Here is a 26,117-nt window from a genome sequence, read left to right as displayed (position 1 = left end):
TTACCGATATATTCTAATGTCGCAAATGCTTCACTTCGATCTATTTTGACTGCAAGGCCCCAGTCCATTTGCTCGATATATTTTGTTGCAGAAAGAACAGGAACTCCCCTATAGTCTACCTTTTCTTTGAAGATGCTCTCATTTTTCAATAGTGCCTGAGTTATTGGTACATCCGTTCTTTCTTTTGGTATTGTTCGCTTTAAGAACGAATCATCGTCAAACCTTAATGAAGTAATGAACAATGCATCCCCATTTGAGTCTCGTTTTGCCATAAATGATTCACCGGATTTCCCTAAAGATGTATAATCAGAAGTAATTTTTGAAAGTGTTTGTGTTGGGGTCTTGATCACTGCAACTCCCAAATGCTTATCATTTAGTAGCAACGGTCCCGAAATCATCAGCACTGGGGTTTCGTCACTTATAGATAGGGAAAGATGGTTTTTCGCATATCCCTTCTCAAATATTTCAGTTCCTTCAAATGATTTATTTTCAAATTTTGCACTTGTTGAAAATATGACATCACCACTGCTGTTTAAAATAAAAACCTCTTCAATGTCGTCTATTGATGATTTGGCATCAAGGATAATTTTTTCAATTTTTAACTTGTCTTGAGTATTTTGATCTAGATTAAACTGTTCCAAACTCTCTCTGAGCTGCGTTCTACTAGTTACCCCATTTAGTTTATCAAAATTATTTTCAATTGATTCAATAACACGCTGTTTTTGTATTGATGCTATGGAATTCAGTTGCTCCAAAACATCCTCTTCAAGCTTTTCTGCTGTCAAAATATAATCGAGATACCCACCAACACCAATTATTGGAAATGCAACAGTTAAAGAAGCAATCATAATTTTATTACGAATTTTCATCATTCAGTGGTGTATTTTTTAATATTAACACATTTTGGTATACAATCCAGTGTATAATGCATGGGAATCTGGAACATGTAAAGGAATCAAAACCCATCTTACTGATTCTAATGATAAGTTTGAATCCTGCAGGATTGGATGACTATAGTGATATTTTGATACCAAACAGAATTAAAAACTGACTATCACCCTTGCACTCAATACCAAAATTAGGTTTACGCATTTTGCAATCTAACAAACATCTGTCTTCAGGGCAGTAATCACAAAACTACTTCTTCTTTGACTCCACGACTATTTTTCTAAAGTAGTTATAATATAGAATCTTTATTCCATTTCTGTATTACAGTGAATGAAAAACCACAAAATTATCTTTCTTCAGTACTATTGTTCTTTTTAGCTGGACTTTGCGAGATTGGCGGTGGGTACCTAGTTTGGCTTTGGTTGCGTGAAGACTTTGGCTTTGTACTGGGTGCATTAGGGGGTTTTGTGTTGTTCTTGTATGGGGTAGTTCCTACATTTCAAAAGACTCACTTTCATCGAGTCTATGCGGCTTATGGTGGAATTTTTATCGTCATGTCTGTCTTTTGGGGGTGGTTGATAGATGGAATAAGACCTGACAGCTATGACATCATTGGGACAATCATTGCAGTAATTGGAGTTTTGATAATTTTTTACTATCCAAGAAAAGGCGAGAAGATTTGGTCGAAATAGTTACATCAACTCTTGGATTGTTCTTTTTTGCCGCCTTGTTAGAAATTGGTGGAGGGTATCTTGTATGGAAATGGTTACGAGATCATAAAGGAAAAATATTTGGTTTGATTGGGGGTTTGATTTTGTTTTCCTATGGAGTTGCAATGACTTTGCAGCCTGCAGATTTTGGAAAGGTCTATGCTACCTATGGTGGAATCTTTGTAGTTTCCTCAATAATTTGGGGATACTGGGTTGACAAGAAAAGACCAGACAGATTTGAGATAATTGGCTCGATAGTTGTTTTGGTTGGTGTTGCTGTGATGTTTTATTTTCCAAGATGAGATTCTTTGATAGGAACATTTTTGTTTACTTCCTCTAGGGAGATTGAAGAAATTCAAAGACTCTCTTGGCTAGGACGTTTTACTGGGACCAAAACGATCCCAGTGATGATGACAGAATTGATCAGGGCAAACGCAAGATGAGAATGACTTTTTCAGCAGGACCATATTCATGGAATACAGATGCATGGTTTGATGTAAGATAGATTCTCAAACCGTAAAGGATTTGGTAGAATAGTTTATCAGATTGGAGTGGTTTTCCAGAGTTAAAACATGAAGAGGCTCGTCACTATTTTTGGAGTATTTCTTTTGACAACTGTCATTCAACTCAATTACAACTTTGCAGACGCAAAGTGTGCATATCCATATGAGACATGCACTTACCCACAACCAATTTTTGAGCAATCAAGCACAGAATATACCGTAGGCCAAATCAACTGGAATCAGGCAGGGTATCCTGTAAACAAGACCGCCACAATTCAAGTAATTGATCCTGACATGAACAAGATTAAGATCAGCAAAGACATGATCAAAGTTCATGTATATTCAGATAGTAATAAAGAAGGAATAGTTCTAGAAGTTTTCGAAACTGCAATCAATTCTGGAGTTTTTGAAAAAACAATTGTCTTGCATAACAAAAGATCTGCTCCAAACATCTTGTATACTCTAGACGGAGATACTATAACTGCAAGATACATCGATTATACACTTCCTGCCCCTTACAAGCAGTCAGAAAATCTTGAAAAAATTGCAACTGCAATTGTAGGCGCAAGAGGGCCACCACTGGAACGAGTGCCTGCCTCATTTCTAAGGGCCACGGATTCAGATGGAAACACAATGAAAAATCCCACCATCCAGGTAGATCAGCAAATCAAGATATCTGCTGACATTGCAAATAACTACCCAATAGAGCAGAACTTTACCTACCTTGTAATGGTACAGGACGAAAAAGGAAAAGCAGACTCATTGTCTTGGATTGAAGGAACCCTAACTGCCGGACAATCATTTAGTCCATCGCAGTCTTGGACTCCGTCACAACCCGGTAAATACATGGTGACCATTTTTGTATGGGAGAGTATAGACAATCCTACTGCATTATCTCCGCCTTTGGATATGGAGGTTAATGTCATAAACGAGTTCTTTGTTAGAGACTAGCTCAAACCCTCCACGGTCCGATACTGCCGAATCCATTAGGATTCACGCTATTGGGTGCGGACCGGTCTTTAGGGTTCTGAACCAATCAAAGAAATTTTTAGAAAATTATTTTTCAAAAAACGGTCCAGTCCCACAGTGGACTCGAATCCCGTAGGATTTGAACCCACAGTGGGAGCGGACCCATGGACCGGATGGTATCACAACCCACAGTGGGTGCGGATACCTTTTCGATGATTTGTCAAAACAAAACGAATCAAGAGAATTAACTAGAACTTGAACCAATAGTTACTGGACCGAAAAAATCTAGTGGCTAGGATTACTTGGTTCGCAAAGGTCAAGAAAACAACTTTCCCACAAATGACGGCAGAAAGTTATTGGAGTACTTTTCAAACTCCTACCATTATTTTTTATGTCTTGTTAGAAATATTTAGCATAGAGAAATTTCTTTGATTGTGCAATTCATGGGACGTTCTTTCCCGCATTTTACACATATCTCAGAATGAGTGTTGTTCTCTTTACCACAAGGGCAATGCCAATATACTATACTCTCTCTTTTATTTATCTTCATATTCTCTCATTAATTCTTTTACCCAATACTGAATTTTTTGTTTATCTAATTTGGTAACTTCAACTCTAGTTTGTTCTAATATTTCATAATTGATTTTTGAAGTATCGTAACAAACAAATCTTCTTATCCCTACTGTGATTGCCATTTTGATACATTCCCTACATGGGTTGAAAGTTGAATACAAAACCGTATTGCTATCTCCTGTTTTGATTCCCAACATTGAACAGTGTATTATTGCATTAGCTTCTGCATGCGTGCAAGTACATCTGTCAAGTTGCAAATGTTTTTCATCTCCTTTCACTATTTTGTTGGTGCACTTTTTACAACCTCCTTCAAAACAATTTTTTATTCCCGGAGGAGTTCCGCTGTATCCTGTTGCTATTTGTAGATTCTTTTGTACAATCACTGCTCCTGTCTGGTTGACTATACAATTGGAACGAAGTTTTATGATTTCTGCCTGAATCATAAAATATTCGTCCCAACTGGGCCGTTTAATATCGTCATGTTCGTATTCCAATTTATAACAAAACTGTAGTTTATCTCTCAAGCCACTTTTTCTGTTTGAAATCGTCTAGCCATTTCTGTGCCATAGGCAGCAGCTTATCGACGTCTGTATTTTTTGATCTTAGCGTTATAGAGTGATTGTTGTTATGTGTGGGATTAGAATCATTAATCTCAATTTTCACTTCGTTTGTATCATTTTCTTCTTGTTTCATCTGGTCTCCTATGGCACAATCTGACAGGGTTAGGGTCTGCCAGATCGTGTAGCATGTGGTTGCTTACGATTTGTACTGGTATGTTATTAATAAATCTTATATTTTTAATAATTAATATGAAATATTTTGATATAGTTCATAATGTCTAAATATGGTAAATTGGGTACTAACAACATGACAAAGATGATTCAAGTAAATCTTGAAACTGAAGGTATCGACAAACATGAAGCAGAAGAATGGGTACATGAAATTGCAAATGTCTACGCTGATATGGAAGTGTCTGATGTTGACGTATCTGGAAAGAAGATTTCTTTCCGCGCTGGTCTTTCTGGAATGGACGATACAACCTCTGAAGATATACAACAAAAGATTGATGAGTATATTACAATGAATGAGGCATTTCAAATCAAAAACATCTCATGTTCTTAAATCCTTTTATCTTTTTTATGACATACGATGAATCTTAATTCAAACAAAATAATTGCATTGGATCATGACAAGGTTTTAGAATGTATAAAAAAACAAAATTATAAAAAAGCATTAAAAATCTTAAATAAAATATTAAAAATAATTCCTGATGATTTTGAAGCTATTGTAAACAAGGCTAATTGTCTTGTAGATATTGGGGAACATGCAAAGTCATTAAGACTATACAACAAGGCACTAAAAATCAAAGCACAAGATTATGATGTACTATACAACAAGGCCACCACACTTTATGAAATGGAAAAGTATGATGAATCACTTGCAGCATTTGCTCTTGCTATAAAATCAAATCCCTGTGATGTTAACGCTTTATGCAATATGGGTAATGTCTATGTTGCATTGGGAAGACACGATGATGCAATATCCACTTACAATCGTGCTTTACAAATAACGCCAAAGGATGTTGAAATTTTAAACAATATTGGAATTGTCTATGCCGGACAAAAACAACATCGACGAGCTATAGAATATTTTGAGTTGGCCCTGGATAAAAGAAATAATGATGTTGGCTCTTTGTGTAATCTCGGTAATTCTCTTTTAGAAATTGAAAAATACAAATTAGCTTACGAATGTTTCAGACAGGCAGTCACACAAGATCCCAAAGACTTTGATGCATTATTTCGTTTGGGCATTACATGTAATCAACTAGATATGCCTGATCATGCACTTGGTTGTTTTAACAGAGTTCTAAAACATGACAAGAAAAATACCGATGTTTTAATCAACAAGGGATATTCATTTCATCTAATGCAAAAATACCAGAGCGCTATAACCTGCTTTAACAAAGCGTTAACCCTTGAACCGGGAGATACAAATGCGCTCTACCACAAGGCAAAGAGTCTTGCAAAAATGGCTGATTTACAGGATACATGCAATCTGATTTCGAAAATACTCAAAGCAGAACAAAAACACAATCTGCATGATCATCATGAGGATCATGAACATGAGGGCATTCTACAAAAAATCATCAAAGATCCTGATTTCAAGCAGGTGGTCTTATCTCCTGAGTTTCAGGAGATTTTGAAGCGTCATTCCTAAATTTTTGGCGGTATGTCCTTTCCACTTGGAGATTTAGTTGGGTTGTCTAACAGAGTGGATAACGCATCTGTAAATTCATCATTCATGTGGTGTTCCATCCCGCAAACGATTTCTTGATTGATTTCAATTTTTAATATATTTGTCATCATAGTTTCAAGCAGTCGACTTTTTCTTATTGTATTTTGTCCTATCCTTCTTCCTATATCGTTAATCACTATTCCAAATTTGTTGTATGTTATGATCTTTTTTTCGTTTAATTTTCTTAGCATTTCAATTACGCTTGGTTGTCGTATGTTGAGCTTTTCTGCGATGGCACTGACCTTCAGGGGTAGTCCTTCCTCTTCTATTATGCACATGGCTTTGAGATACATTTCTACATGCTCGTCTTCTGCTGTCTTTACATACATCTTTTCCATTAGAAATCCTCACACGCATCTGACTCTTCATCATATCTTAAAGTAAACGTGGCTTTGACATCTTCCAGTTTTCGAATCTTCCATGTAATGACTCTATGTAGTTTCTCTTTAGATTCTGACTCTAATTTTATAATGAGATTATACGGCCCATCAATGCATTGTGCTTCTTTTACTTCTTTGATCTGTTTGAGTAACTCTGTAATTTTTTTCTCATTTCCTTTTTTGCAATTTAATAAAACATACGCTCCAATGATCTTTTTTTTGTTTGATTGGTTCAAGATTTTTGCATTGCCTAAAAATTATTTTTTAATTGAATGCCTACTTGAATTTTTTAGCTTGTTCTGGACTTATTATCCTAAACAATGCTATTCCTGTTTCTGGGCTTGTACCTTTGATTGCCTTTCTTCCGTTTTTTAGAGTAACGAGCTTTGGGTCTTCAATTTTGACTTTTTTTCTTGCTTTGACATCATATGCCATCCATTCTTCTTCCATGCTAGTTCTTTCACGCCTAACTATATTAAATTTATTGTAATTATTATTAACTATTATGAATAATAATATTATTCTTAATAAGAGATAAATAGTCAATATCAAATAGGTATACAGTAATGCCATGCAATGTTTTCTCAAAATACATGCCGCAGTCATTCTGCATGGCATTATTAACAATTAAGGCATGATACAGTATGGATGACAAAATACGCTATCACTCACACAAGTTAGAACGAGAAGAGGATCTTTTTTGCAGTGCGCTAAATTATGCCGGAACAAATACCACGGTGATTAACCAGGTAGAATACTCGGATGTTTTTTACTCCACGTACTATTTCTCTGATGGAAACCTTACTGACATCAACGTTTACTATGTCACTAGCAAAAAACTTCAAAACGAAATTAATCGTCAGCAAAGTAATATTATAAAATTTGACCCAGGTACAAGAAGTTGGAGTGCGTTTAAAGGAGAGATGAGAGACACAAGTACCTGGCTTTTTGTACTGAGAGTTTTGTTTACTTCCTCTAGGGAGATTGAAGAAATTCAAAGACTGGAATCTGAATACAAAAGACTACACAAATCTCACCAGTCAATAATTTCAGAACAGGTTCATTAAATTCTAAATCTTCACATCTTGGCATATCTATAGAACTAAAAGTTTTACATTATCCATTTTTTTGTTTACCAAGAATCCTTTTGTCACTGCATCTATCTTCTTTGCATCTCCATCTAATAAAAATAATTCAACACATCTGTTGTTGTCGATTTTGTTGTGTAGGTGAGTCTTGATCAGATCCTCATAATCATGTTTTATCCCTGCCACCTGATCATCAAATTCATCTGCATGAACCACCATTAGGATTGCATTCTTTATTCCTTTCATGTCTTGCTTTTGTTTTTCTTCTTGGACAAAGGTGCGTATTCCGGCCCTAACGATCTCAGAACGCCCTGTGAACCCTAATGTTTTTTGTAATCTATCTAATTCTTTTATCATGTCATTGTTCAGAGATATTGAGATGATGCTTACGTCCTTTGGCTTATTAACCATTATTTAAAATTGGAATGCAAACTTAATAACTTTATGGTAATAATCGGCCATTTAATTATTAATAAACACTAAAAATAAAGTAGTAATTATTAATTTATATAGAATTGTTAATAATATGTTATGTTAGATATGAAGAAAAATATTTCCTATGCGATTGGAGGCATCACGGTTGCGGCCATTGTAATTGCAGTTATTTCACTAATGAGTCTCACAGGAAATGATATTGAGGGAAATACCTCACAAACAGGTAATGTCATTCAGGAAGATAAAATCACAGTTTATGCATCATTTTATCCCTACTATGAATTTACAAAAAATGTTGCAGGAGATAAAGCAAATGTCAAGCAGTATCTTCCTGCTGGAATAGAAGCCCATGATTGGGAGCCTCGAGCTGGCGAAATTCAGTCATTGAAAAATGCTGATGTATTTGTGTATAACGGACTTGGTATGGAGCCGTATGTTGATAAGATAATAAACTCTGGTGAATTTGGTCATGTTGTTTTTGTTAAAGCATCAGACGGTGTAAATCTTTTGAAGCCTGAGGAACATGAAGAGCATGGACATGCAGAGGAGTTCTTAGAAGAGATTGCAGAGGTAATCGAAGAATTTGAAGAAGGACACATGACTGAATCCCAAACTCTTGAAGCCATTGAAGATATACTGCATGAGCATGAAGGCGATGGACATGAACATGGTACCGGTGTGATTGAAGAGATTGAAAAATTGTTACACGACATAGAGGATGGACATATCAACGGTCCAGATGGGATAGAGGAAATTCACCATTTGGTCTCTGGAGAAGACATTCATGATGAAGAACATGAAAAAGAAGACAAACATGGTCATGATCATTCTTTTGAACATGATCCACACATTTGGCTTGACCCGATTCTTGTAAAACACCAGGTCAATAACATAAAGAACGCACTAGCTGAAGCTGATCCTGAGAATGCAAACTATTATGAGCAAAATGCAATAGCATACAATGCAAAGCTAGATGCATTTGATGCAAAAGTAAGATCCGAAATTGCCAATTGTAAGAAGGACACATTTGTTCCATTTCATAATGCATTTACCTATTTTGGTGAAAGATATGGATTAACTGTATTTGCAATAGGTGGAGTGGCTCCAGATGTTGAAGCATCAGCTTCTGAAATTGCAGAATTTGTAGACTTTGTACATGACAATGACATCAAAGTGATATTTGCAGAAGAGTTGGTAGACCCAAGGTTGGCAGAAGTAATTGCAGATGAGGCCGGTGCACAAGTTATGATATTTAGTCCAATTGAGGCACTCACGCCACAGGAAATATCTAAAGGAGTAACATTTTTGGACAAAATGGAGCAAAACTTAGATGTTCTTAAGGTGGCCTTGGAATGTCAATGACCAAAGTATTACAGGTAGAGAAACTTAGCATTGGATATGACGGTCATACTGCAGTGGATGATATCACTTTTGATGTCTCAGAAGGAGAGCTGCTTGGAATAGTAGGACCAAATGGCGCAGGAAAGACCACGCTTTTTCGTGCAATATTTGGCCTGCAAGATTACAAAGGAAAGATAAGGCTGTTTGGCTTTGAGCCTGACAAATACAAATCATTGATTCCGCTTGTAGGATATGTCCCACAAAAGATTGCCTTTGAGCCCAACTTTCCTGCAACAGTCTACGATATAGTTTCGATGGGAATCATATCTGATAAAAAAATTGTAAAGGGCGCAAAATTGATTCAGCAATGCGGTTGCTGTTGGAATAGAATTTACAAAAAGATTGACAAGACAGAAGATAAGATACAGGAAGCCCTCAATACAGTAGGACTCGAACATCTCAAAAATAGAAGAATTGGTGAGCTCTCTGGGGGGGAATTACAACGGGTGTTCATTGCCAAGTCACTGGTAAAGGATCCTTTGCTTTTGATTCTTGATGAACCGGTAACAAGCGTTGATGTAGAGTCGCAGACAAAGTTCTACAAGATAATTGAAAAACTCAACAAAGAAAATGGAATTACAGTTGTCTGGTCGTCGCATGATCTTGACGCAATTAAAAAATATGCTAGCAGGGTTGCATGCATGAATCGTAAACTCTTCTTTCATGGCGAAAAAGAGAAATTCTTTGCCGATGAAAATCTTCTTAAAACTTACACAGAGTCTGCAATGCAGATGCACATGCATGATCATAATCACTAGGTGTTAAGAAATGGTTCTTGATGTGTTGTCATACGGGTTTATGCAAAAAGCGTTGATTGCAGGAATCGCCGTCGCTATAATCTGTTCTTTTATGGGAACATTTCTTGTACTCAGAAGATATTCGCTTTTTGGTGATGGTATAGCACATGTTGCCTTTGGTGGAATTTCATTAGGTCTGTTCTTAGGCATTGTTCCGCTATGGGGTGCTTTTCTTGCATCAGTAGCCGGCGGTCTTGGTCTTCAAAAACTGCGCTCAAGTACAAAAGTATCTGGTGATGCGGCAGTCGCAGTAGTTTTAGTATCTGGGTTGGCAGTTGGAGTGACACTTGTTAGTGCATCAGGAGGTTTTTCAGTTGATCTGTTTAGCTTTTTGTTTGGCAGTATTCTCTTAATTGGCCTTGAAGACATGATGATGATCACTACGATTAGTGCAGGAATAGTTGCAACTCTTCTTGTATTTCAAAAACAATTTTTGCATCTATCGTTTAATGAAGAACAGGCCAAAGTTGCAGGACTAAATACCACGTTTCTAAATTATCTTTTTGTTATTCTGGCAGCTGTGACTGTGGTGACGTCAATGAGATTGGTGGGGATACTGTTGATATCTGCACTGATAGTGATTCCAAATATATCTGCAATGCTTTTTGGAAAAGGATTCAAAAAAACTGTCATGATTTCTATTCTAATGTCTGTATCATCTGTAGTTACCGGCATCTTCCTTTCGTACTATCTTAATTTAGCTCCATCAGGAACAATTGTTTTGATTGCAGTTGCATTATTACTTGGAACTTTAGCTTGTAGGTCTGCTGGTCTTATATCAAAAGTCACAATTAAGGAACAATCTAAAATAGTTCATAACTATTGATTCATAAAAATCTAATTTTTGTTTCTTTCTTTAAAACACACAGTTTTTTTAATACTGTAATCTGAACACTGCCTTTATTGTTTAACGGTATCAGCTTACACATTGGAACGCACTTGAATCAAAAATTACATTGGCTGTTTGATCCCCTGTACTATTTTGTGAATTGTCAAACAGACGAGTCCAACAAGATTATTCAATGCATTAATGAGCCTTACACTTATTTGCTGATGCCAATAGTTTTTGTTTTACCTTTGGTATTTTTTGGATCATTTTTTGTAACAAAACGAATGATGTATCTAATTCATGAATTGCTTAACTGATTTTTACTCGGTTTTCTTCAAGTAAAAACATGGGTGCGGACCGGTCTTTAGGGTTCTGAACCCATCAAAGAAATTTTTACAAAATTATTTTACAAAATTTAAAATCATTTCAACGAATTGTAAACATCTACACAAAATTTGTGTGCCTAAAAGCGGTCCGCCATTTTCTTTAAATAAAAAACCATGGACCGGATGGGATTTGAACCCATGACCATTGCGGAATTTTTATAATTCATACGCAGTGTGAGTGCGTCATCCTAGCCACTAGACAACCGGTCCATAGGTGATAAATTTGAACAAGTTTTTGTGTCTTTAGGTTATTCTTTGAAAAGACTATTTCTTGATGCCGAGGTTTCTGTTCTTCAATCTTAGATAGCCGTTGTGACACTTTCTGCATCGTGTGGCAGCAATTGAGTTTCTAGCCCCGCAGTTAAAGCAAACTTTCATGTGAAGGCGTGCCTTTTGAGCAATCTGTTTTTTTAATGGGTCTGTTATTGGCATCTTATTTTCTCCCTGATTTCCTCTCTTTTAATTTAATCGGAATAACTATCCATCTTTTTGGCTAGTAAAACAGGCACTTCTACTGGTCTTTTTGCTACCGGAATGTTTGCCTTGTTAAACATTGAAACCTTTGATTCTGCAGAACCATATGTCCCCATTACGATTGCACCTGCATGGCCCATTCGCTTCTCCTTTGGAGCTGCTCTACCTGCAATATATGCTACAACTGGTTTTTTGAATCCACTATCGATAATTCTCTTTGCAAGCAGTTCTTCTGCGTCTCCTCCAATTTCGCCTACGATGACCAGTCCCCTAAGATCAGGTAAATCTTTGACCATCTCAAATGCATCAATTAATCTGGTTCCATTTACTGGGTCTCCGCCAATCCCGATAGTAATGCTTTGACCAAAGCCAGCTTGCGTCAGGCTGTTTGAAATCTCATAAAGTAATGTACCGCTTTTTGATAGTACTGCAACATCTCCTGCCTTAAATGGACTAGCAGGCATAATTCCTATCTTGATTACCTCTGGAATCATAATTCCTGGGGTGTTTGGACCAATCACGATTGCATCATTTTTTTGCGCTAATGCAAGAACTTCTAGTGTATCCCTTACTGGAACATGCTCTGGAATTGCAACAAGCAATTTGATTCCAGCTTCAAGTGCATCCTTTGCAGCACCTAGAAAGAACTTTGCTGGAACAAAAACTATGGAAATTTTTGCACCCGTAGCATCGACTGCCTCTTTTACAGAATTGTAAATTGGTACTCCTTCAAATTTCTCTCCTCCCTTTCCAGGAGTGACTCCAGCTGCGATGTTTGTTCCATACTCCATCATTAATTTTGTATGCAATGAACCAAATTTCCCAGTTATTCCTTGAACAATTACTGGCTTTTTCTTAAAGTCAGGATCACTTGGTTTTCCCTGTAATAACTCAAAAACTCTTGTCATTTCTTAATCCCCATTACTGCTGCATTGATTGCATCTTCTACAGAATCAAATAATTTTGTCTTTGTATCTTTGAGCATCTCTTTTGCTTTTTCAGATTCTGCCCCTCGTAATCTTGCAAAGACTGGTAAATCTATTAGATTATTTTCATATGCTTGGATGAATGCTGCTGCTACAACTGATGTTTTTACAATTCCACCATAAAGATTAACGAGAATTCCTTTGACTCGTTTCATTTTACTAATCAATGTCAATGCTTCGTAGACTGATTCAGTTGTTGCACCACCTCCAACATCCAAAAAGCATGCTGGTTTTCCTCCATTATCTGATAACATGTCAAGTGTAGACATTACCAGTCCTGCACCATTGCCAACTACTGCAATGTTTCCTTCAAGCTCTACGAGAGAAAATCCACTCTTCTCTGCTTTTTCTTCTAATTCTGATTTTTCCTGATACTTTTGTAACTCCTCATGTCTAAAATTGGAGTTATCATCTGTCATGACTTTACCATCTAATGCTAATAGAGAACCATCACCAATAATGGCAAGTGGGTTAATCTCTGCTAGCTCTGCTTCTTTTTCAATAGTTAATTTTGATAATCTTTTCAAAAAGTCTACTAGATCATTTGATGCCTTTTCATCTAGTTTCATCTCTTTTGCTACTTCACGAGCTGTTGCCTCATCAACGTGTCCTAGCCCAACTTCTTTTATGATTTGATTCTTTACTGATTCAATCTCCACTCCGCCTTCGGCTGATGCAATAATTGTGTAACACCTTTTGCTTCGATTCAAAAATAATGATAGATACAATTCTTTTTTGATGTCTGCCATCTTTTCAAGTAAAATTGCTCTAGTCTTTTCTCCTTTAATTGACATTTCTAGGACCTGAGGATACTTTAATTCAAATTCATCATCACTGTTGCATTTTTGAATTCCTCCTGCCTTTCCTCTTCCGCCAACTGGGACCTGAGCCTTTATCACAAATGGATATCCTAATTCTTTGGCATCCTTTCTTCCCTGTTCGATATCTTTAGATGCTTTACTAGGCGGAACTTTGATTCCATATTCTTTGAATAATTCCTTGGCTTGATACTCTAATAGCCGCATGCAAGAATTTTGTCAATTACGGTCTTTATAATCTATGATATCATTTTAGCTGATTTTCAAGCAGAGACACAATTTGCAAGAACCGATCTCTGCTTTTTCTGATTAGTTTTTCTGGATATTCATCTATTGAGAAAACAAACTGTTCATGAAATGTTGGCGGTAATACACCACCGGATGTAACCAATTGCTCTATGATATGATCCTGAGTAAGAGTACAAACAATCTCTTCATACGAATCGCCTTCTTCTTCCAGTGTTTGTCTGTAAAGAATTATTGGCGAATTTGTCTTTGCAACAACAAGTGATGCTTTTCTTAAGAGCTCAGTAAGATGCTGAATCTGCCATGCATCCAGACTAATCTGCTTTACCATATACTGTATACGTATTTTTTCTATTTATTATGCCTGTTTAGCAAAAAGCTAACTACTTGGTTCACTGAAAGTATAATAAAATTCACGCCTGAAAAAATACCGCGCTTTTATACTTATTTTGTTAGAAATAACATCCATCCATATCAAATAGAATTTCTATGGCCTCCAAAAGGCCTCCCTAAATTCTATTCTACTGAAATTCTAATCTTTTGACCATCAAGGTCATCGTCTTTGTATTGCTTGCATGATTCTTCAAAGTTGATTTTTTCCACTCTAACCAAAAATGATAAATCTTTTGCTTTTTCTTTAATCATCTCTGATTGCTCATCATCAAGATCTAAAATTGATGCCACACTCAAAACATCTGTTGGATTGTATCCTCTTTCTTTTCTTAATGTCTGTAATCTTCTTGCAAGATCCTTTACCAATCCTCTTGCCATCATCTCTTTGTTTCTTGTGGTTGAAATAAACACAATAAATTCATCCCGCTTTGCCATTGCATACCCTTCCCGTGCATCAAAATCTATTGCAAAGTCTTGTTTGTCTAAAATTATTTTATTTCCTTCCACATCAAATGTAAATGATTCATTTTTGTCTAGTTCTGAAATGATCTGTTCTGGCTTTGTCTCAGAGAACATCTGCACTAGTTTTCCCATGTGCTGTTTTGCTTTGGGACCTATTTGTTTTCTCTCTAGCTCAATCTTTGGTACGATAGGAAGGCCTAATTTTTGTAATTGAAGGAATTGTTTGAGGCCTTCACTTTTTTGCGTTTCTATGATGGAATGCTTTTCAACATTTAACTGTGAAATTAAGAGCTCCGATAATGATTCTAATTTTGATTTGTTTCCTTTCTCTACACAAATAATTGCCTCATTTAGTGGCCATCTTCTTTTGAGCTTTCCTTTCATTCTTGCAGCAGCTGATACTGATACTACATCCTTCATCAAATCAAATGACTCTTCTATCTTTTCATCAATTAGGGACTCCTGTATTTGCGGCCATGAATCAAGAAGAATACTGTTTTTTTCTGAAAATGCACTCTGGTAGAGATATTCAGTAGTGTATGGGCAAATTGGATGCAATATGACATCCAAAGTCCTGAGAATCTCCTGTAGCACTGCATAAATTGCAAATCTTCTATCTTTCTTTGAATCATCCTCATCCCATAACTCTCCTCTTGTGATTGGAATGTAAATCTGACTAAGTAGATTGATGATAAAATCTTCAATGACTTTTGCCGACTCATGGAATCTGCATTTGTCATTGTGTTCATTTGTTTTTATAATTAATTTTTGAAGTTTTGATAATAACCAAATGTCAGGAGACTGTAGCTGATTGTTTTGTTTTGCCCATGATGCAGTTTTTGATTTATCAAATTTATCAAACTCACTGTTTTGCTTAAAGTACAAATGCAAATGATACAGGGTACTGAGAACTTGATATGGTCTTGACATTAATTCATCTGTACTAAAATTAAGAGGCTCTATCGGGCTTGATTTCCACATGAAATAAAATCTAATTAGGTCAACTGGGTATTTTTCAAGTAACTCTTGTGCATCCAAAACATTTCCTAAACTTTTACTCATCTTGCTACCATTTTTATCAAGAACATGACCTTGAAACAAAAATGCATTGTATGGGGAAACCGGAGCATTGTTTAAAATGACATTTTCAATTAGTAATGTGTAGGCCCACCCTCTTGTTTGATCTATTCCTTCTGTAAAAAATGGCGCAGGTATGTATTTTGAATAACCCTCATCTGTTAATGATGAATACGGTGCCGAACCGCTATTGTGCCATGTGTCTAAAACATATGGTTCTCGCTCGGTATTGATGCTGTTACATTTTGAGCACTTGATAACTAGATTATCAATCCATGGTCTGTGTAATTCAAAATCTTCACCGTCTGGAAGTTTATCAGCTGATGCAATTATCTCCTTTCTAGAATAAAACCAATCTTTGTTTCCACAATCTTTGCAGCTCCAAACAGGCAATGGACATCCCCAGAATCTTTCACGAGAAATGCACCAAGGATGTCTCTCTTTTATGATTCCTAGGAATCTGTTTTTTGGTTGGTCAAAAAAGTACTCTACTTTTTCAGCTGCATCAATGGCCTTGTCTCCAAGCCTGTCTAGCTTGTAAAACCATCCTTTTCTTGCAAGCCACACTATTGGGTGGTGTGAACGCCAACAGAGTGGATACTTGTGTTTTATCTTTCCAATTTTTACAAGTGAATTTTTTTCTTTGACATCAGTTACAATTTTCTCATCTGTGTCTCTGACAAATAGGCCTTCATACTTTCCAGCTAATTTGGTGAATTTGACCTCATCATCTATTGGATTGAAGATTTTGACTTTGCGTCTGTTTGCAATGGCGATATCCTCCTCACCGTTTGCAGGCGACAAGTGCACCAAACCGCTTCCTGTGCTTGCATCAACGAATTCTTCTGAAACTGCTATGTGGTAGTTCTCTTCCTTTGCAAGGTCTGCCAAGGCAGGGATTTCATCAAGCAATGGGTGGATGTACTTTTTTCCCTCAAATTCTGAACCCTTGAGAGTCTTTGTGATGGAGTGCTCTTCTATCTTTGCTTCTGAAAGAAATTCTTCTAATCTAGTTTTTCCAATAATCCATGTTTCATTGCCAACTTTGACGTAGTGGTAATCTTCATTTGGATTTAATCCGACCATTGCATCTGTGACTAGAGTAAAGGGCATCGTAGTCCAGACAATCAAAAATGCATCTTCATCAACCAGTTTTACTTTGTAGTATAGTGATGGATCCTTGACTTCTTCATATCCTTGGTTTACTTCTGCATGACTTAGTGATGTCTGACAACTGGGACAATACGCAATAACAGTGAAATCTTCTTCTAAAATTTTATTTTCGTTTGCTTTCTTTAGAAATTGCCATTCTCTTTCAATGAATTCATCTCGGTATGTCCAGTATGCATCTTTTTGATTAAATGACATGCCAAGTAAATTATCTACTTGTACCCATTTTTCATTATATTTTTTCACAAGTACTTTACATTCTGATACGAGTTTTTCAATTCCAACAGTTTTGATTATCTCTGCTTTTCCGCCCGTCACTCCAAGCTCTTTTTGTGCTTGAAGCTCTACAGGTAATCCCTGTGTATCCCATCCTGCATTGAAGATTATCTTGAATCCTTTGAGTGTGTTATATCTGTACCAAAAATCTTTGATCACTCTTCCTCTAAGATGACCTGCATGTGGAATTCCATTCATTGTTGGCGGGCCTTCAATAAACATGATCTGCTTGTCCTTATTTTTTGAATCAAAAATTAATTCATGTAAATTACTTTTAGATGAAATATCTCTCATTTGAGATTCAATTTTTTTTGAATCAAACTCTTTTGCTAGTTCCATCTGAAAACGCTAAATGCTGATGACATTATAAAGCTAAATTAGTTTTGCAGCATGAAACAATTTTGGATTAATATTACAGAGTTGAAAATCTCATTTATTGGTAAATATCCTTGTAGTAGGCTCAGGCGGACGTGAGCATGCATTATCTTGGAAGCTCTCACAAAGTAGCAAAGTCGACAAAGTCTTTACTGCCCCCGGAAACGGTGGAACGAAAAATAATGTGCCTATCCCAGTTGAGAACATCAAGGAATTGGCTGATTTTGCTTCAAAAAATCAATGCTTTACAGTGGTAGGGCCAGAGGCTCCACTTGCAAATGGTATCGTGGATTATTTTGAATCAAAAAACTTGGGAATATTTGGCCCATCAAAAAATGGAGCACAATTAGAATCAAGTAAAATTTGGGCAAAGCAGTTTATGAAAAGAAACAATATTCCAACTGCTAAATTTGAAATATTTGATAACCCAAAAGAGGCATCATCATATGTAGAGTCTGTTGATCATCCTATTGTTGTAAAAGCTGATGGGCTTGCAGCAGGAAAAGGTGTGATTGTATGTAATGGTAAAGACGAGGCCTTTTCTGCAATCGATACGATTCTTGTAAAAAAAACATTTGGTGATGCTGGAAACAAGATCATAATCGAAGAAAGAATTGATGGCATCGAAGCATCATACATTGCACTATCGGATGGAAACGTTGCAGTGCCAATGGCATCCAGTCAAGACCATAAAAGAATCTATGATGATGATAAAGGACCAAACACTGGTGGCATGGGTGCATATTCCCCAACTCCAATCATTGATGAATCGATGGCTAAAAAAATTCAAACAGACATTATAGATAAAACAATTCATGCAATGAAAAAAGAGGGAAACATATTTCGAGGATTTTTGTATGCTGGAATAATGATAAAAAACAAGGAGCCATTTGTGCTAGAGTATAATGTGCGAATGGGTGATCCTGAATGTCAACCAATTACAATGCGAATGGACTTTGATTTGTATGATTATCTGCATGCTGCATCAGCTGGGGATTTGAATTCTCTACCTACTCCCTCTTGGAAAAAACAAAGTGCAGTGTGCATTGTTTTAGCATCGCAAGGTTATCCAGAATCATATCCTAAAGGTGAGGAGATTTCAGGATTAGATGCAGATGACAATAATTCTTACGTGTTTCATGCTGGAACAAATTTTGTTAATGGAAAAATTCTAACAAATGGTGGTCGAGTATTGGGAGTTACTGCTTTAGGCGATTCACTAAAAAATGCAATTGGCAATGCATATTCTGCTACAGAAAAAATATCATGGCCTCACAAATATTGTAGAAAAGATATTGGCAAAAAAGGCCTAGCCTATCTTTGATGCTTTGATCACTTTATCTTCAGTAACAATCCAATTCACTTTGATATCGTGCTCATATGCTGGAACCGACTTTATGATCTGCTTTGAAAACGTCAGCGCAATGGATGTTGTCTTGACCTTTGATAGAAATCTATCATAATATCCATGACCGTATCCTAATCTGGCCCCATCCTTTGATGCACCAATAGTTGGAACCAATACTACATCAAGACTCTCAAAAACAGGACAGTCTTCTTTTGGTTCTAGTATGTCAAATTTTCCATGTTGAAGATCTTTTGTATCTGTAATCTTTCTAAAACTAAGCGAATTCCCTTCAATTCTTGGCAAAAAGACGTTTTTGTTATTGCTTAATGCTTCCTGAATGATATCTTGTGTGAAAACTTCACTTCCAATTGGATAGTAGCATGCAATATTTTCCGCATCTTTGAACTCTTTGATCTTTTTTAGATTCTTGTGAATTTTTTTGCTAGAAATTTTTAGCAGCTCAAATGAAATTCCATCTCTTTTTTCAAGTAGAGTTTTTCTAAGAGATGCTTTTACAGGATCAGCTTCCAAGTCCTTTACTCAATGATGCTGCAGTAACTGTGTTTTTTAAAAGCATAGCAACTGTCATGGGTCCGACTCCTCCTGGTACTGGTGTTGCAAAGGAAGCCTTTTCTATAATTTTATCATAATCTGCATCTCCAGCAAGCTTGTCATTGTGTCTTGTAATTGCCACATCAATTACTATTGCACCTTGCTTTATCATATCTGATGTTAGCTCAAATTTTGTTCTATCACCAACTGCTGTAATTATTACGTCTGCATTTTGACAGTGCTTTTTCAGATCTTTTGTTTTTGAATGGCAGGTAATTACAGTGGCATTTTTCTCCAAGAGTAAATGGTAGAGTGGCTTTCCCACAAGGTTGCTCCTATTAATCAAAACCACATCTTTTCCAGCAAGGTCTATGTTGTGATAATCAAACATCTCCATAACTCCTGATGGAGTACATGCGACCAGAACTGCCTTTTTCATTGCCAAAAGTCCTGCATTATGTGGAGTTAAGCCGTCTACATCTTTGATAGGTGATATTCTAGTTATTGTTTGAAATTCATCAATTTGATTTGGTAATGGCAACTGTACCAAAATTCCATGTACTGCAGAATCTGAATTTAGTGAATCAATAACCCCGTTTAACTCATTTTGAGTAATTGAAGATGGTAACTTGTGATCCTTTGTAGTAATTCCAACCTCTTCGCATGCTTTGTGTTTATTTTTAACATAAGTTGCAGATGCTGGATTGTCTCCTACAAGTACCGTAGCAAGGCACGGTGATACCCCTTGTTTTTTTAGCTCATCAACTGCCAGTTTGATTCTGTTTTTTACAGATTCTGCAATGATTTTACCGTCAATTTTTATTCCAGTCAATAATGTACCGTCATGGATTACTTATTTAATTCTTGGAGAGTTGTTCCTTTGGAACTAACTTTAAAAGTAAATTTTCATCTGATTATTCATGAAAATTGAATTTGATACTACGCAATACGTATCTGATTTGAAAAAACAATCAAACTATTTTCACACATTTCTGAATCATCAAAATATTGCCGCAGGAATTCTTGTGCTGCAACCTGGGGAAGAAGATACTCAAGCACCTCACGATTCTGATGAGGTGTATTATGTAGTACGAGGAGACGGGTGTCTTAGAATAAACAAAAAGGACTACTCTATATCTGATGGTAAAGCATTTTTTGTTCAAAAAGATATTGAGCATTATTTTCATTCAAACACAAAAGAACTAGTTGTTGTGTATTTTTTTGGCGGACCAGATTCTTAATTTATCTTTGTCCTTCTTCCAACAATCTTTACTCTGCCTTCTGCAATTAATCTAACTGCTTCTGGATAGATTTTATGTTCTTGCACAAGAATTCTTTTTGCTAATGTCTCTGATGTGTCATCATCTTTTACTTTAACAACTGATTGAATAATTACTGGACCTGTGTCTACTCCCTCATCTACAAAGTGTACAGTGCATCCAGAATATTTTGCACCATATTCAACTGCTTGTTTTTGTGCATCAAGTCCTGGAAAAGATGGCAATAGTGCAGGATGCATATTCAAAATTCTATGCTTGTACTTTCTAACAAACTCTGGACTGATAATTCTCATAAAACCTGCTAAACAAACCAGTCCATTCTTTGGTGTTACTTTGTATTTTTCTAAAACTGAAATTAACATTTTATCATAATCCAATCTTGTCCCCTTGAACCCTTTGCTTTCTACAACTTCTGTTTTTATTCCAAATTTTTGTGCAATCCCTAAACCCCTTGCATCTGATTTGTTTGAAATTACCACTGCAACATTGATTGGAATCTTTTTCCTTTTGATAGCTTTTAAAATGGCTTCCATGTTACTGCCACGACCAGATATCAGTATCCCAAGATTAAGCAATTATTTTACTATCATTAGATGGGAATAAAATTCTGTTGATTTTGATTATACAGTAGCATTTATGATAGATTTATCATAATTGAACAAACATCTGAATTTAACATCCAAAATCAAATTACATATGTGGATTCAACTGGTGTGAGTCAGATACTATGTACTGACCTTGATAGTTGCTCTACTGTTCAGGGCTCACTTATCAAAAAGATTCTAGTTCCTTTTGATAATTCAAAGCATGCCGTACGGGCATTTGGATTTGCCCTCGATATGGCTCAAAAACGAAAGGCATCACTTGTTGTGGTTTCAATTATTCAGGATAGCATTGAGAAGAGTTGGGTAAATGACACTCCAGGAAGAGAAAAGAACATGACAAAAAGCAGTAAGGATATTCTAAAAGAGCAAATTAGAAAGATGCAAACTCAAGCCAAAAAACTAAACATTCCTTTTGATCATGCGCTATTGAGTTCTCATTCCATTGCAGAAACATTAATTTCATTTATCAGCACAAACAAGATTGATCTTACTGTAATGGGAACTAGAGGAAAAGGTATGCCAAAAGAGATGATGCTTGGACGCGTATCTACTGATGTTGCATTGAATGCAAACTGTCCTGTTGTCTTGGTAAAGTGACTTTGTCAAAAACCAATTGATCCTAATGTCTAGTTGACTAAACTCTCAGTTTATATCGAATTTTACTCTCGTTTCTCTGTTGAATAAGATTAGAATGACAGAAAATGGAATTGTCTGTCAGATAAATAATACAACTGTTACACTCGATCCAAAAAAAGCAATTCAAGATGGTGTAAATTTCGTCTCACATGCACACTTTGATCACCTACCAACAAAAAACGGAGGGACAATACTTGCTTCAAACGAAACAAATCAAATTGCAACTCTGCGAGGATTTGAGATGCATAACCATGTGTCTGCTCTTGAAAATTTTTCATTAGTTGATAGCGGCCATATTTTGGGTTCTATGGGCCTGTTGGCAGATGATGTTTTTTACACTGGCGATATCTGTACTCGTAATCGTGGGTTTCTAAAAGGCGCAACTGTTCCTAAATGCAAGACACTGATCACAGAATGTACCTTTGGATTATCAGAATTTGCATTTCCACAAATCCACGAAATCGAACAACAGGTTAACCAGATAATTTCAGAATGCTATTCACGTGGCACTCCTGTGATACTGATGGGTTATCAACTAGGAAAGGCACAGACAATATCTCAGTTATTTGGCCATTGGGATCCTCTATACTACCATGACTCTGTCAAGTCAATGAATGATCTGCATAGGAGATTAGGCGTTGGACTCAAGGACGCAATGGGTCATTCTGAAGCAGAAAAACTTGGATTACTTGATAAAAAACCATGGGTTATGGTGTCCCCAATGATGTCTGAAAAAAACTCATTTGTAAAACACATGAAATCAAAGTATGGTGCAATGACTGTTGGCTTTACTGGATGGGCAAAATCAATGCGATTTCCATTTGGAAGAAAATGTGATTTTTCTATTCCACTAAGTGACCATTGTGATTTTAATGAATTAACTGACATGGTTTTGCGATCTGAAGCTGAAAAAGTATACACGATTCATGGTTTTGTTGAGGAATTTGCTGCACATCTAAGAAAACTGGGTGTTGATGCACAACCATTACGTGAAGATTCACTAGATGATTTTTTCTAGTTCAGATAAAAGGTTAAATAAAAAAGATTAGTCCGTTAACTGATTGCAAAAGACAATTCTTTTACTAGCAATTATTCTTGCCGGAACTATTTCACTAGCCGGAGTTTCAGCTGACGCATTCAAACCTCCAAGACAACAAATGGATGCCGGTGTACCAGCTGAAGAGGTAATTTGTATGACGGGTTATCAGCTTATGGTAAAAAATGATGGCTCTGCTGCATGTGTGTTACCAGATACTGCCGAGCGATTGTTTTCTGCAGGTTGGGGTGAAATCATTGAAGGTGGAGTAACAATGGATGTTGATACTAATGATGATGCAGTAAAAGACTTGGAAGAACAGATGCAGCTAGAAGATGAAGGGCAAGCCGATGAGTCCGAAGAAAAAGTAGAGAAGAAGATCTCTTTATCTGAATCCATGGATATGTCTGGCGGATAAACTAATTTACAAATTTTACACAATCACAATTTAATTTCAAACACGTGTCTGAATTTCTTATGTGATCATCAAGTGAGTGATGGCAATTCTGATTCTTGCATTGTCTTCGCTCTTTTTCTCGCTTGACAACTCTCTGCGCAATTAAGTTGGCCTGTTCCTTAGAGAATCCCTTTTTGTCAATGTAGTAGTGGACAATCCTATTGTACAGTAAATCTGGGTCAAATTGCTTTTGAATCACTATCTCCCACCTTGGGTTGGAATCCAATGTAGTGAAATTGTAGAGCGAATCTTTGGAATTTTTCTGACCTTGTTAGTAATTACCCCGTCTAGGGAATCCTTTGAATCTGCCTCTATCTTGCAAAAAATATCATAAATTCCGTAGGTTCCCCGAACCTCTTTTACCTCGGAAAACTTCATCAGACTTTGGATAATCTCGACTTCTGAACCCAAGTCACACTGAATTAACACATATACTGTTTCCATAATGAAACTTACTCTTCATCGTATATGAAATTCATTAGCTTTTGACTTTGCGTTTATTTAGTTTTATAAAAAAAACTGTACAATCTTTTATCAAAAGAAAAAATGAAATGGGATTAACCCAAATCTGTTGGTACTGGGATGGCATCACCTAATACATCAGGAGCAACGTCAGTAGTTGGTGTAACAATGACTTCTCCTACGTGCATCAATGGGATCTTCTCACCAGTGTTTATGTTGTGGACTCCTGCTTGAGTAAATGCTAGTGCAAAGACTCCATATTCATTGGTTGGAGCAAAGTGTCCTCTCAAGAATAATCGTACTTTTTCACCATTATCAAGCTCCCCACTTCCGTTGAGAAGAATTCTATTTCCTTTTGCATATCCAGACATGTCTATCTTTGCTGTTCTGCTGTCATCAATTGAGATGACTCCATGTGTCTTGACTCTCCACATATCTCCAGATGCGTGATGAGCAACACCGTCAGTCAAATGAATTTGTGAGCCCCATGCAATGTTTCCAAATAGCATGTATCCAGAAGTCTTTCCTTCAAATGTTAGGTCTGCTGGTCTATTTGGATCAACTACTTGTGGTCTAATGTCTGCATCAACGGAATTACGAATTCTTTCTTGGTATCTTTCTGCAACTTGTTCTCTAAAGTCTTTGATTTGATCTCGTCTTTCATCTCTGATTTCTTTTCTGTCTTCTTTTCTTTCATCTCTGATTTCTTTTCTGTCTTCTTTTCTTTCATCTCTTTCTGATTCATCAGTTTCATCAGTTTCATCAGTTGTATTGTCTTGCTCATCGTCAACTTCGGCCGTTGCACTTACAGAAACATCTGTGTTCCCTGTACTTACCTCGACATCGCCTTCCACACTTGTTTGAGCAAATGCAGATGATGAAATTGGTGCTATGGCTAAAACTAGAAGCAGTGTTAGTGCTGAGAATAGTTTTGCATTCATTATTGATTTCATTATGTCTGATTTGTAATTTTGATAATAAGCGGTTACGCAGCTTTTCTACTATTTTTCAAATAGTATTCCTTATCAATTATGAGCGATTTTAGGTGAAATCATGAGTGAAAATGAGCCTGGAATCTTTGAATTAACCCCTTTTGAAAAGTGGTTTATCTCCGAAGTGAGGAGATACTTTCACAGGCTAAAATTTGCCTAAAATTTGCCGATACCCGCAAAATTCAGATCATTAATATTCATTAAGTAAATTAAACAGCCCAAATGGCAACAATTGACAAAGCCGCAATAGCTTGGACTATAGCAATAGTTGCATTTGGTGCTGGATTAGCAGTAGTGGGCGATGATCTTCAAAGCTCTACCCCTGCAGCAATAGCACCAACCGTGCCAACTGTTACTCCACCTAAAGCCGAGATGAATGATGAGCCAACCAAAGCCATGATGGCAGGTTATGAACGAGCAACATCTGATCAAGATCCTGGTCTTGGACATGAAACTCATCAACTAGCAATTCTCTTGGCACCAAGTGACAAAGTGTATTCTGGTACAATCAAATTTGATGCATCAGAACCAATACAACTTGTTACCTTACACGGACCATTAGGTCCTGGTGAAGATAAAGGACAAGCAATTTGGACGCCAGACGGTGAAACCAAATTTGCATTAACACTTGTCGATACAAAGAAAGCCAAAGGCGAATGGAAGTTCTCTGGTAATGCTCTAGCAGCACACACCTTTAACGAGACGCCATTCATCATTGACTACAAACTTGACACTACAGAAAAAACAATGAGTGAATCTGTAAAGACAGGAACCATGGGTTCAATGCAAGATCCTGGTCTTGGACATGAATCCCACCAACTTGCAATAATTCTTGCACCCAGTGAAAATACCTATTCTGGTATTCTCTCTTACTCAGCATCTGAGCCAATCCAATTAGTTTCACTAAAAGGACCACTTGCTGAAGGAATGACTGCAGAAAAGACATGGACTCCTGATGGCGAGACAATCTTTGAATTGACACTTGTAGATCCTAAAAATGCCATGGGCTCATGGGAATTTTCAGGAAATGCACTAGCTGTTCACACAATGAACACCAAAGAATTTACTGTAAGCTACTCTGTTAGCGCAACAGCAACACCACCTGAGAAGCATGCAATGGGAGATGATCATGACATGCATGATTCTGAGAAAATGATGGAAGAAGAACCAAAAGCAATGGGACCAAAAACAGTCAATGTTTCAATGCCCCAAGGCTCT

The 26,117-nt window shown here is 36.7% G+C and carries 33 protein-coding genes and 1 tRNA gene; 16 read left to right on the top strand and 18 right to left on the bottom strand.

What is annotated here, in order from left to right; genetic code table 11:
- Window positions 1-869 (bottom strand): cache domain-containing protein (locus tag C6988_RS08760; RefSeq protein WP_182134701.1); only part of this gene is annotated, 869 nt, incomplete at its 3' end.
- A gap of 345 nt (window positions 870-1,214) precedes the next feature.
- Here C6988_RS08760 and C6988_RS08755 point away from each other — a divergent pair.
- The 4 genes from C6988_RS08755 to C6988_RS08740 all read left to right on the top strand — a co-directional run bounded on the left by C6988_RS08755 (window position 1,215) and on the right by C6988_RS08740 (window position 3,052).
- Window positions 1,215-1,580, top strand: coding sequence for a YnfA family protein (locus tag C6988_RS08755; protein ID WP_182134700.1), 366 nt, complete (start codon window positions 1,215-1,217; stop codon window positions 1,578-1,580).
- The gene (locus tag C6988_RS08750; protein WP_182134699.1) at window positions 1,568-1,900 is read left to right on the top strand and encodes a YnfA family protein; all 333 of its coding nucleotides are present in this window, start codon (window positions 1,568-1,570) and stop codon (window positions 1,898-1,900) included. The genes C6988_RS08755 and C6988_RS08750 overlap by 13 nt, the downstream gene beginning before the upstream one ends.
- Window positions 1,901-1,965: 65 nt before the next feature.
- Window positions 1,966-2,103, top strand: coding sequence for a hypothetical protein (locus C6988_RS08745; protein WP_182134698.1), 138 nt, complete (start codon window positions 1,966-1,968; stop codon window positions 2,101-2,103).
- A gap of 67 nt (window positions 2,104-2,170) precedes the next feature.
- A complete protein-coding gene (locus C6988_RS08740; RefSeq protein WP_182134697.1) occupies window positions 2,171-3,052 on the top strand; it encodes a hypothetical protein in 882 nt (293 codons plus the stop codon).
- Window positions 3,053-3,606: 554 nt separating this feature from the next.
- Here the strand turns inward: C6988_RS08740 and C6988_RS08735 are convergent.
- Together C6988_RS08735 and C6988_RS08730 are read right to left on the bottom strand one after the other, a co-directional pair.
- On the bottom strand, window positions 3,607-4,137 hold the full coding sequence (locus C6988_RS08735) for a deoxycytidylate deaminase (RefSeq protein ID WP_255464457.1): 531 nt from the start codon (window positions 4,135-4,137) through the stop codon (window positions 3,607-3,609).
- Window positions 4,138-4,156: 19 nt separating this feature from the next.
- Window positions 4,157-4,336, bottom strand: a complete 180-nt coding sequence (locus tag C6988_RS08730) for a hypothetical protein (protein ID WP_182134696.1) — start codon at window positions 4,334-4,336, stop codon at window positions 4,157-4,159.
- Window positions 4,337-4,477: 141 nt separating this feature from the next.
- Here C6988_RS08730 and C6988_RS08725 point away from each other — a divergent pair, with 141 nt between their 5' ends.
- Window positions 4,478-4,765 carry a hypothetical protein gene (locus C6988_RS08725; protein WP_182134695.1) on the top strand — a complete coding sequence of 96 codons (288 nt, stop codon included), beginning with the start codon at window positions 4,478-4,480 and terminating at the stop codon, window positions 4,763-4,765.
- Between the two features lie 27 nt (window positions 4,766-4,792).
- Complete coding sequence (locus C6988_RS08720) at window positions 4,793-5,860, top strand: tetratricopeptide repeat protein (RefSeq protein WP_182134694.1); 1,068 nt, start codon at window positions 4,793-4,795, stop codon at window positions 5,858-5,860.
- On the opposite strand, the gene C6988_RS08715 is transcribed toward C6988_RS08720, so the two are convergent.
- The 3 genes from C6988_RS08715 to C6988_RS08705 are packed head-to-tail and all read right to left on the bottom strand — an operon-like array spanning window position 5,857 to window position 6,768.
- Window positions 5,857-6,276, bottom strand: a complete 420-nt coding sequence (locus C6988_RS08715) for a metal-dependent transcriptional regulator (RefSeq protein ID WP_182134693.1) — start codon at window positions 6,274-6,276, stop codon at window positions 5,857-5,859. The two genes, C6988_RS08720 and C6988_RS08715, sit on opposite strands and share 4 nt — an antisense overlap.
- On the bottom strand, window positions 6,276-6,554 hold the full coding sequence (locus C6988_RS08710; protein ID WP_255464456.1) for an Lrp/AsnC ligand binding domain-containing protein: 279 nt from the start codon (window positions 6,552-6,554) through the stop codon (window positions 6,276-6,278). The genes C6988_RS08715 and C6988_RS08710 overlap by 1 nt, the downstream gene beginning before the upstream one ends.
- A 40-nt stretch (window positions 6,555-6,594) precedes the next feature.
- The gene (locus tag C6988_RS08705; protein ID WP_182134692.1) at window positions 6,595-6,768 is read right to left on the bottom strand and encodes a DUF5679 domain-containing protein; all 174 of its coding nucleotides are present in this window, start codon (window positions 6,766-6,768) and stop codon (window positions 6,595-6,597) included.
- Between the two features lie 194 nt (window positions 6,769-6,962).
- On the opposite strand from C6988_RS08705, the gene C6988_RS08700 reads away from it, so the two are divergent.
- Window positions 6,963-7,385, top strand: a complete 423-nt coding sequence (locus tag C6988_RS08700) for a hypothetical protein (protein WP_182134691.1) — start codon at window positions 6,963-6,965, stop codon at window positions 7,383-7,385.
- A gap of 27 nt (window positions 7,386-7,412) precedes the next feature.
- On the opposite strand, the gene C6988_RS08695 is transcribed toward C6988_RS08700, so the two are convergent.
- Window positions 7,413-7,817, bottom strand: a complete 405-nt coding sequence (locus C6988_RS08695) for a CopG family ribbon-helix-helix protein (RefSeq protein WP_182134690.1) — start codon at window positions 7,815-7,817, stop codon at window positions 7,413-7,415.
- A gap of 129 nt (window positions 7,818-7,946) precedes the next feature.
- On the opposite strand from C6988_RS08695, the gene C6988_RS08690 reads away from it, so the two are divergent.
- The 3 genes from C6988_RS08690 to C6988_RS08680 are packed head-to-tail and all read left to right on the top strand — an operon-like array spanning window position 7,947 to window position 10,865.
- Complete coding sequence (locus tag C6988_RS08690; RefSeq protein ID WP_182134689.1) at window positions 7,947-9,203, top strand: metal ABC transporter solute-binding protein, Zn/Mn family; 1,257 nt, start codon at window positions 7,947-7,949, stop codon at window positions 9,201-9,203.
- Window positions 9,200-10,000 (top strand): metal ABC transporter ATP-binding protein, encoded by an 801-nt coding sequence (locus tag C6988_RS08685; protein WP_182134688.1) that lies wholly within the window; start codon window positions 9,200-9,202, stop codon window positions 9,998-10,000. The genes C6988_RS08690 and C6988_RS08685 overlap by 4 nt, the downstream gene beginning before the upstream one ends.
- Window positions 10,001-10,010: 10 nt before the next feature.
- Window positions 10,011-10,865, top strand: a complete 855-nt coding sequence (locus tag C6988_RS08680; protein WP_255464455.1) for a metal ABC transporter permease — start codon at window positions 10,011-10,013, stop codon at window positions 10,863-10,865.
- 504 nt (window positions 10,866-11,369) lie between these two features.
- Here the strand turns inward: C6988_RS08680 and C6988_RS08675 are convergent.
- From C6988_RS08675 to ileS, 6 genes are all read right to left on the bottom strand, one after another.
- Window positions 11,370-11,464: transfer RNA gene (locus C6988_RS08675), tRNA-Val, on the bottom strand.
- Window positions 11,465-11,518: 54 nt separating this feature from the next.
- On the bottom strand, window positions 11,519-11,686 hold the full coding sequence (locus C6988_RS08670; RefSeq protein ID WP_182134687.1) for a 50S ribosomal protein L40e: 168 nt from the start codon (window positions 11,684-11,686) through the stop codon (window positions 11,519-11,521).
- Between the two features lie 32 nt (window positions 11,687-11,718).
- Window positions 11,719-12,636: a succinate--CoA ligase subunit alpha gene (sucD, locus tag C6988_RS08665; protein WP_182134686.1), complete on the bottom strand. Its 918-nt coding sequence runs from the start codon at window positions 12,634-12,636 to the stop codon at window positions 11,719-11,721.
- Window positions 12,633-13,739 carry a succinate--CoA ligase subunit beta gene (locus C6988_RS08660; protein WP_182134685.1) on the bottom strand — a complete coding sequence of 369 codons (1,107 nt, stop codon included), beginning with the start codon at window positions 13,737-13,739 and terminating at the stop codon, window positions 12,633-12,635. Before C6988_RS08660 ends, sucD begins: the two co-directional genes overlap by 4 nt.
- A 40-nt stretch (window positions 13,740-13,779) precedes the next feature.
- The gene (locus tag C6988_RS08655) at window positions 13,780-14,109 is read right to left on the bottom strand and encodes a hypothetical protein (protein ID WP_182134684.1); all 330 of its coding nucleotides are present in this window, start codon (window positions 14,107-14,109) and stop codon (window positions 13,780-13,782) included.
- Between the two features lie 185 nt (window positions 14,110-14,294).
- Window positions 14,295-17,495: an isoleucine--tRNA ligase gene (gene ileS / locus C6988_RS08650; RefSeq protein ID WP_182134683.1), complete on the bottom strand. Its 3,201-nt coding sequence runs from the start codon at window positions 17,493-17,495 to the stop codon at window positions 14,295-14,297.
- Between the two features lie 97 nt (window positions 17,496-17,592).
- Between ileS and purD the strand changes: the two genes are divergently transcribed.
- Window positions 17,593-18,855: a phosphoribosylamine--glycine ligase gene (purD, locus tag C6988_RS08645; protein ID WP_182134682.1), complete on the top strand. Its 1,263-nt coding sequence runs from the start codon at window positions 17,593-17,595 to the stop codon at window positions 18,853-18,855.
- On the opposite strand, the gene C6988_RS08640 is transcribed toward purD, so the two are convergent.
- Window positions 18,841-19,410, bottom strand: a complete 570-nt coding sequence (locus C6988_RS08640) for a 5-formyltetrahydrofolate cyclo-ligase (RefSeq protein ID WP_182134681.1) — start codon at window positions 19,408-19,410, stop codon at window positions 18,841-18,843. The two genes, purD and C6988_RS08640, sit on opposite strands and share 15 nt — an antisense overlap.
- The gene (locus C6988_RS08635; protein WP_182134680.1) at window positions 19,400-20,263 is read right to left on the bottom strand and encodes a bifunctional 5,10-methylenetetrahydrofolate dehydrogenase/5,10-methenyltetrahydrofolate cyclohydrolase; all 864 of its coding nucleotides are present in this window, start codon (window positions 20,261-20,263) and stop codon (window positions 19,400-19,402) included. The genes C6988_RS08640 and C6988_RS08635 overlap by 11 nt, the downstream gene beginning before the upstream one ends.
- Window positions 20,264-20,351: 88 nt before the next feature.
- Here C6988_RS08635 and C6988_RS08630 point away from each other — a divergent pair, with 88 nt between their 5' ends.
- Window positions 20,352-20,672 (top strand): cupin domain-containing protein, encoded by a 321-nt coding sequence (locus C6988_RS08630; protein ID WP_182134679.1) that lies wholly within the window; start codon window positions 20,352-20,354, stop codon window positions 20,670-20,672.
- On the opposite strand, the gene purN is transcribed toward C6988_RS08630, so the two are convergent.
- The gene (gene purN, locus C6988_RS08625) at window positions 20,669-21,286 is read right to left on the bottom strand and encodes a phosphoribosylglycinamide formyltransferase (protein WP_182134678.1); all 618 of its coding nucleotides are present in this window, start codon (window positions 21,284-21,286) and stop codon (window positions 20,669-20,671) included. The two genes, C6988_RS08630 and purN, sit on opposite strands and share 4 nt — an antisense overlap.
- A 138-nt stretch (window positions 21,287-21,424) precedes the next feature.
- Between purN and C6988_RS08620 the strand changes: the two genes are divergently transcribed.
- The 3 genes from C6988_RS08620 to C6988_RS08610 all read left to right on the top strand — a co-directional run bounded on the left by C6988_RS08620 (window position 21,425) and on the right by C6988_RS08610 (window position 23,406).
- Window positions 21,425-21,913, top strand: coding sequence for a universal stress protein (locus tag C6988_RS08620; protein WP_182134677.1), 489 nt, complete (start codon window positions 21,425-21,427; stop codon window positions 21,911-21,913).
- Between the two features lie 94 nt (window positions 21,914-22,007).
- Window positions 22,008-22,970 carry an MBL fold metallo-hydrolase gene (locus tag C6988_RS08615; protein ID WP_182134702.1) on the top strand — a complete coding sequence of 321 codons (963 nt, stop codon included), beginning with the start codon at window positions 22,008-22,010 and terminating at the stop codon, window positions 22,968-22,970.
- Window positions 22,971-23,013: 43 nt separating this feature from the next.
- Window positions 23,014-23,406, top strand: coding sequence for a hypothetical protein (locus C6988_RS08610; protein WP_182134676.1), 393 nt, complete (start codon window positions 23,014-23,016; stop codon window positions 23,404-23,406).
- 237 nt (window positions 23,407-23,643) lie between these two features.
- Here C6988_RS08610 and C6988_RS08605 read toward each other — a convergent pair whose 3' ends face one another.
- Window positions 23,644-23,889, bottom strand: a complete 246-nt coding sequence (locus C6988_RS08605; RefSeq protein WP_182134675.1) for an Lrp/AsnC ligand binding domain-containing protein — start codon at window positions 23,887-23,889, stop codon at window positions 23,644-23,646.
- A gap of 113 nt (window positions 23,890-24,002) precedes the next feature.
- Entirely contained in the window at window positions 24,003-24,860 is an 858-nt protein-coding gene (locus C6988_RS08600) for a hypothetical protein (RefSeq protein ID WP_182134674.1), read from the bottom strand.
- A 261-nt stretch (window positions 24,861-25,121) separates the two neighbouring features.
- On the opposite strand from C6988_RS08600, the gene C6988_RS08595 reads away from it, so the two are divergent.
- On the top strand, window positions 25,122-26,117 hold a 996-nt coding region (locus C6988_RS08595; RefSeq protein ID WP_182134673.1), incomplete at its 3' end, for a copper-binding protein.

The organism is Nitrosopumilus sp. b1, assembly GCF_014078545.1.
Taxonomy (GTDB): Archaea; Thermoproteota; Nitrososphaeria; order Nitrososphaerales; family Nitrosopumilaceae; genus PXYB01.
Note: the sequence above shows the minus strand (reverse complement) of the source record. Positions and strands in the feature narration are given on the sequence as shown.

What these genes read in the sequence shown, in the direction of transcription:
- C6988_RS08740 (WP_182134697.1), top strand. Translation starts at nt 2,171, where the DNA reads ATGAAGAGGCTCGTCACTATTTTTGGAGTATTTCTTTTGACAACTGTC.
- C6988_RS08730 (WP_182134696.1), bottom strand. Translation starts at nt 4,336, where the DNA reads ATGAAACAAGAAGAAAATGATACAAACGAAGTGAAAATTGAGATTAAT.
- C6988_RS08725 (WP_182134695.1), top strand. Translation starts at nt 4,478, where the DNA reads ATGTCTAAATATGGTAAATTGGGTACTAACAACATGACAAAGATGATT.
- C6988_RS08720 (WP_182134694.1), top strand. Translation starts at nt 4,793, where the DNA reads ATGAATCTTAATTCAAACAAAATAATTGCATTGGATCATGACAAGGTT.
- C6988_RS08715 (WP_182134693.1), bottom strand. Translation starts at nt 6,276, where the DNA reads ATGGAAAAGATGTATGTAAAGACAGCAGAAGACGAGCATGTAGAAATG.
- C6988_RS08705 (WP_182134692.1), bottom strand. Translation starts at nt 6,768, where the DNA reads ATGGAAGAAGAATGGATGGCATATGATGTCAAAGCAAGAAAAAAAGTC.
- C6988_RS08700 (WP_182134691.1), top strand. Translation starts at nt 6,963, where the DNA reads ATGGATGACAAAATACGCTATCACTCACACAAGTTAGAACGAGAAGAG.
- C6988_RS08695 (WP_182134690.1), bottom strand. Translation starts at nt 7,817, where the DNA reads ATGGTTAATAAGCCAAAGGACGTAAGCATCATCTCAATATCTCTGAAC.
- C6988_RS08690 (WP_182134689.1), top strand. Translation starts at nt 7,947, where the DNA reads ATGAAGAAAAATATTTCCTATGCGATTGGAGGCATCACGGTTGCGGCC.
- C6988_RS08685 (WP_182134688.1), top strand. Translation starts at nt 9,200, where the DNA reads ATGACCAAAGTATTACAGGTAGAGAAACTTAGCATTGGATATGACGGT.
- C6988_RS08680 (WP_255464455.1), top strand. Translation starts at nt 10,011, where the DNA reads ATGGTTCTTGATGTGTTGTCATACGGGTTTATGCAAAAAGCGTTGATT.
- C6988_RS08670 (WP_182134687.1), bottom strand. Translation starts at nt 11,686, where the DNA reads ATGCCAATAACAGACCCATTAAAAAAACAGATTGCTCAAAAGGCACGC.
- sucD (WP_182134686.1), bottom strand. Translation starts at nt 12,636, where the DNA reads ATGACAAGAGTTTTTGAGTTATTACAGGGAAAACCAAGTGATCCTGAC.
- C6988_RS08660 (WP_182134685.1), bottom strand. Translation starts at nt 13,739, where the DNA reads ATGCGGCTATTAGAGTATCAAGCCAAGGAATTATTCAAAGAATATGGA.
- C6988_RS08655 (WP_182134684.1), bottom strand. Translation starts at nt 14,109, where the DNA reads ATGGTAAAGCAGATTAGTCTGGATGCATGGCAGATTCAGCATCTTACT.
- ileS (WP_182134683.1), bottom strand. Translation starts at nt 17,495, where the DNA reads ATGGAACTAGCAAAAGAGTTTGATTCAAAAAAAATTGAATCTCAAATG.
- C6988_RS08630 (WP_182134679.1), top strand. Translation starts at nt 20,352, where the DNA reads ATGAAAATTGAATTTGATACTACGCAATACGTATCTGATTTGAAAAAA.
- C6988_RS08615 (WP_182134702.1), top strand. Translation starts at nt 22,008, where the DNA reads ATGACAGAAAATGGAATTGTCTGTCAGATAAATAATACAACTGTTACA.
- C6988_RS08605 (WP_182134675.1), bottom strand. Translation starts at nt 23,889, where the DNA reads ATGGAAACAGTATATGTGTTAATTCAGTGTGACTTGGGTTCAGAAGTC.
- C6988_RS08600 (WP_182134674.1), bottom strand. Translation starts at nt 24,860, where the DNA reads ATGAAATCAATAATGAATGCAAAACTATTCTCAGCACTAACACTGCTT.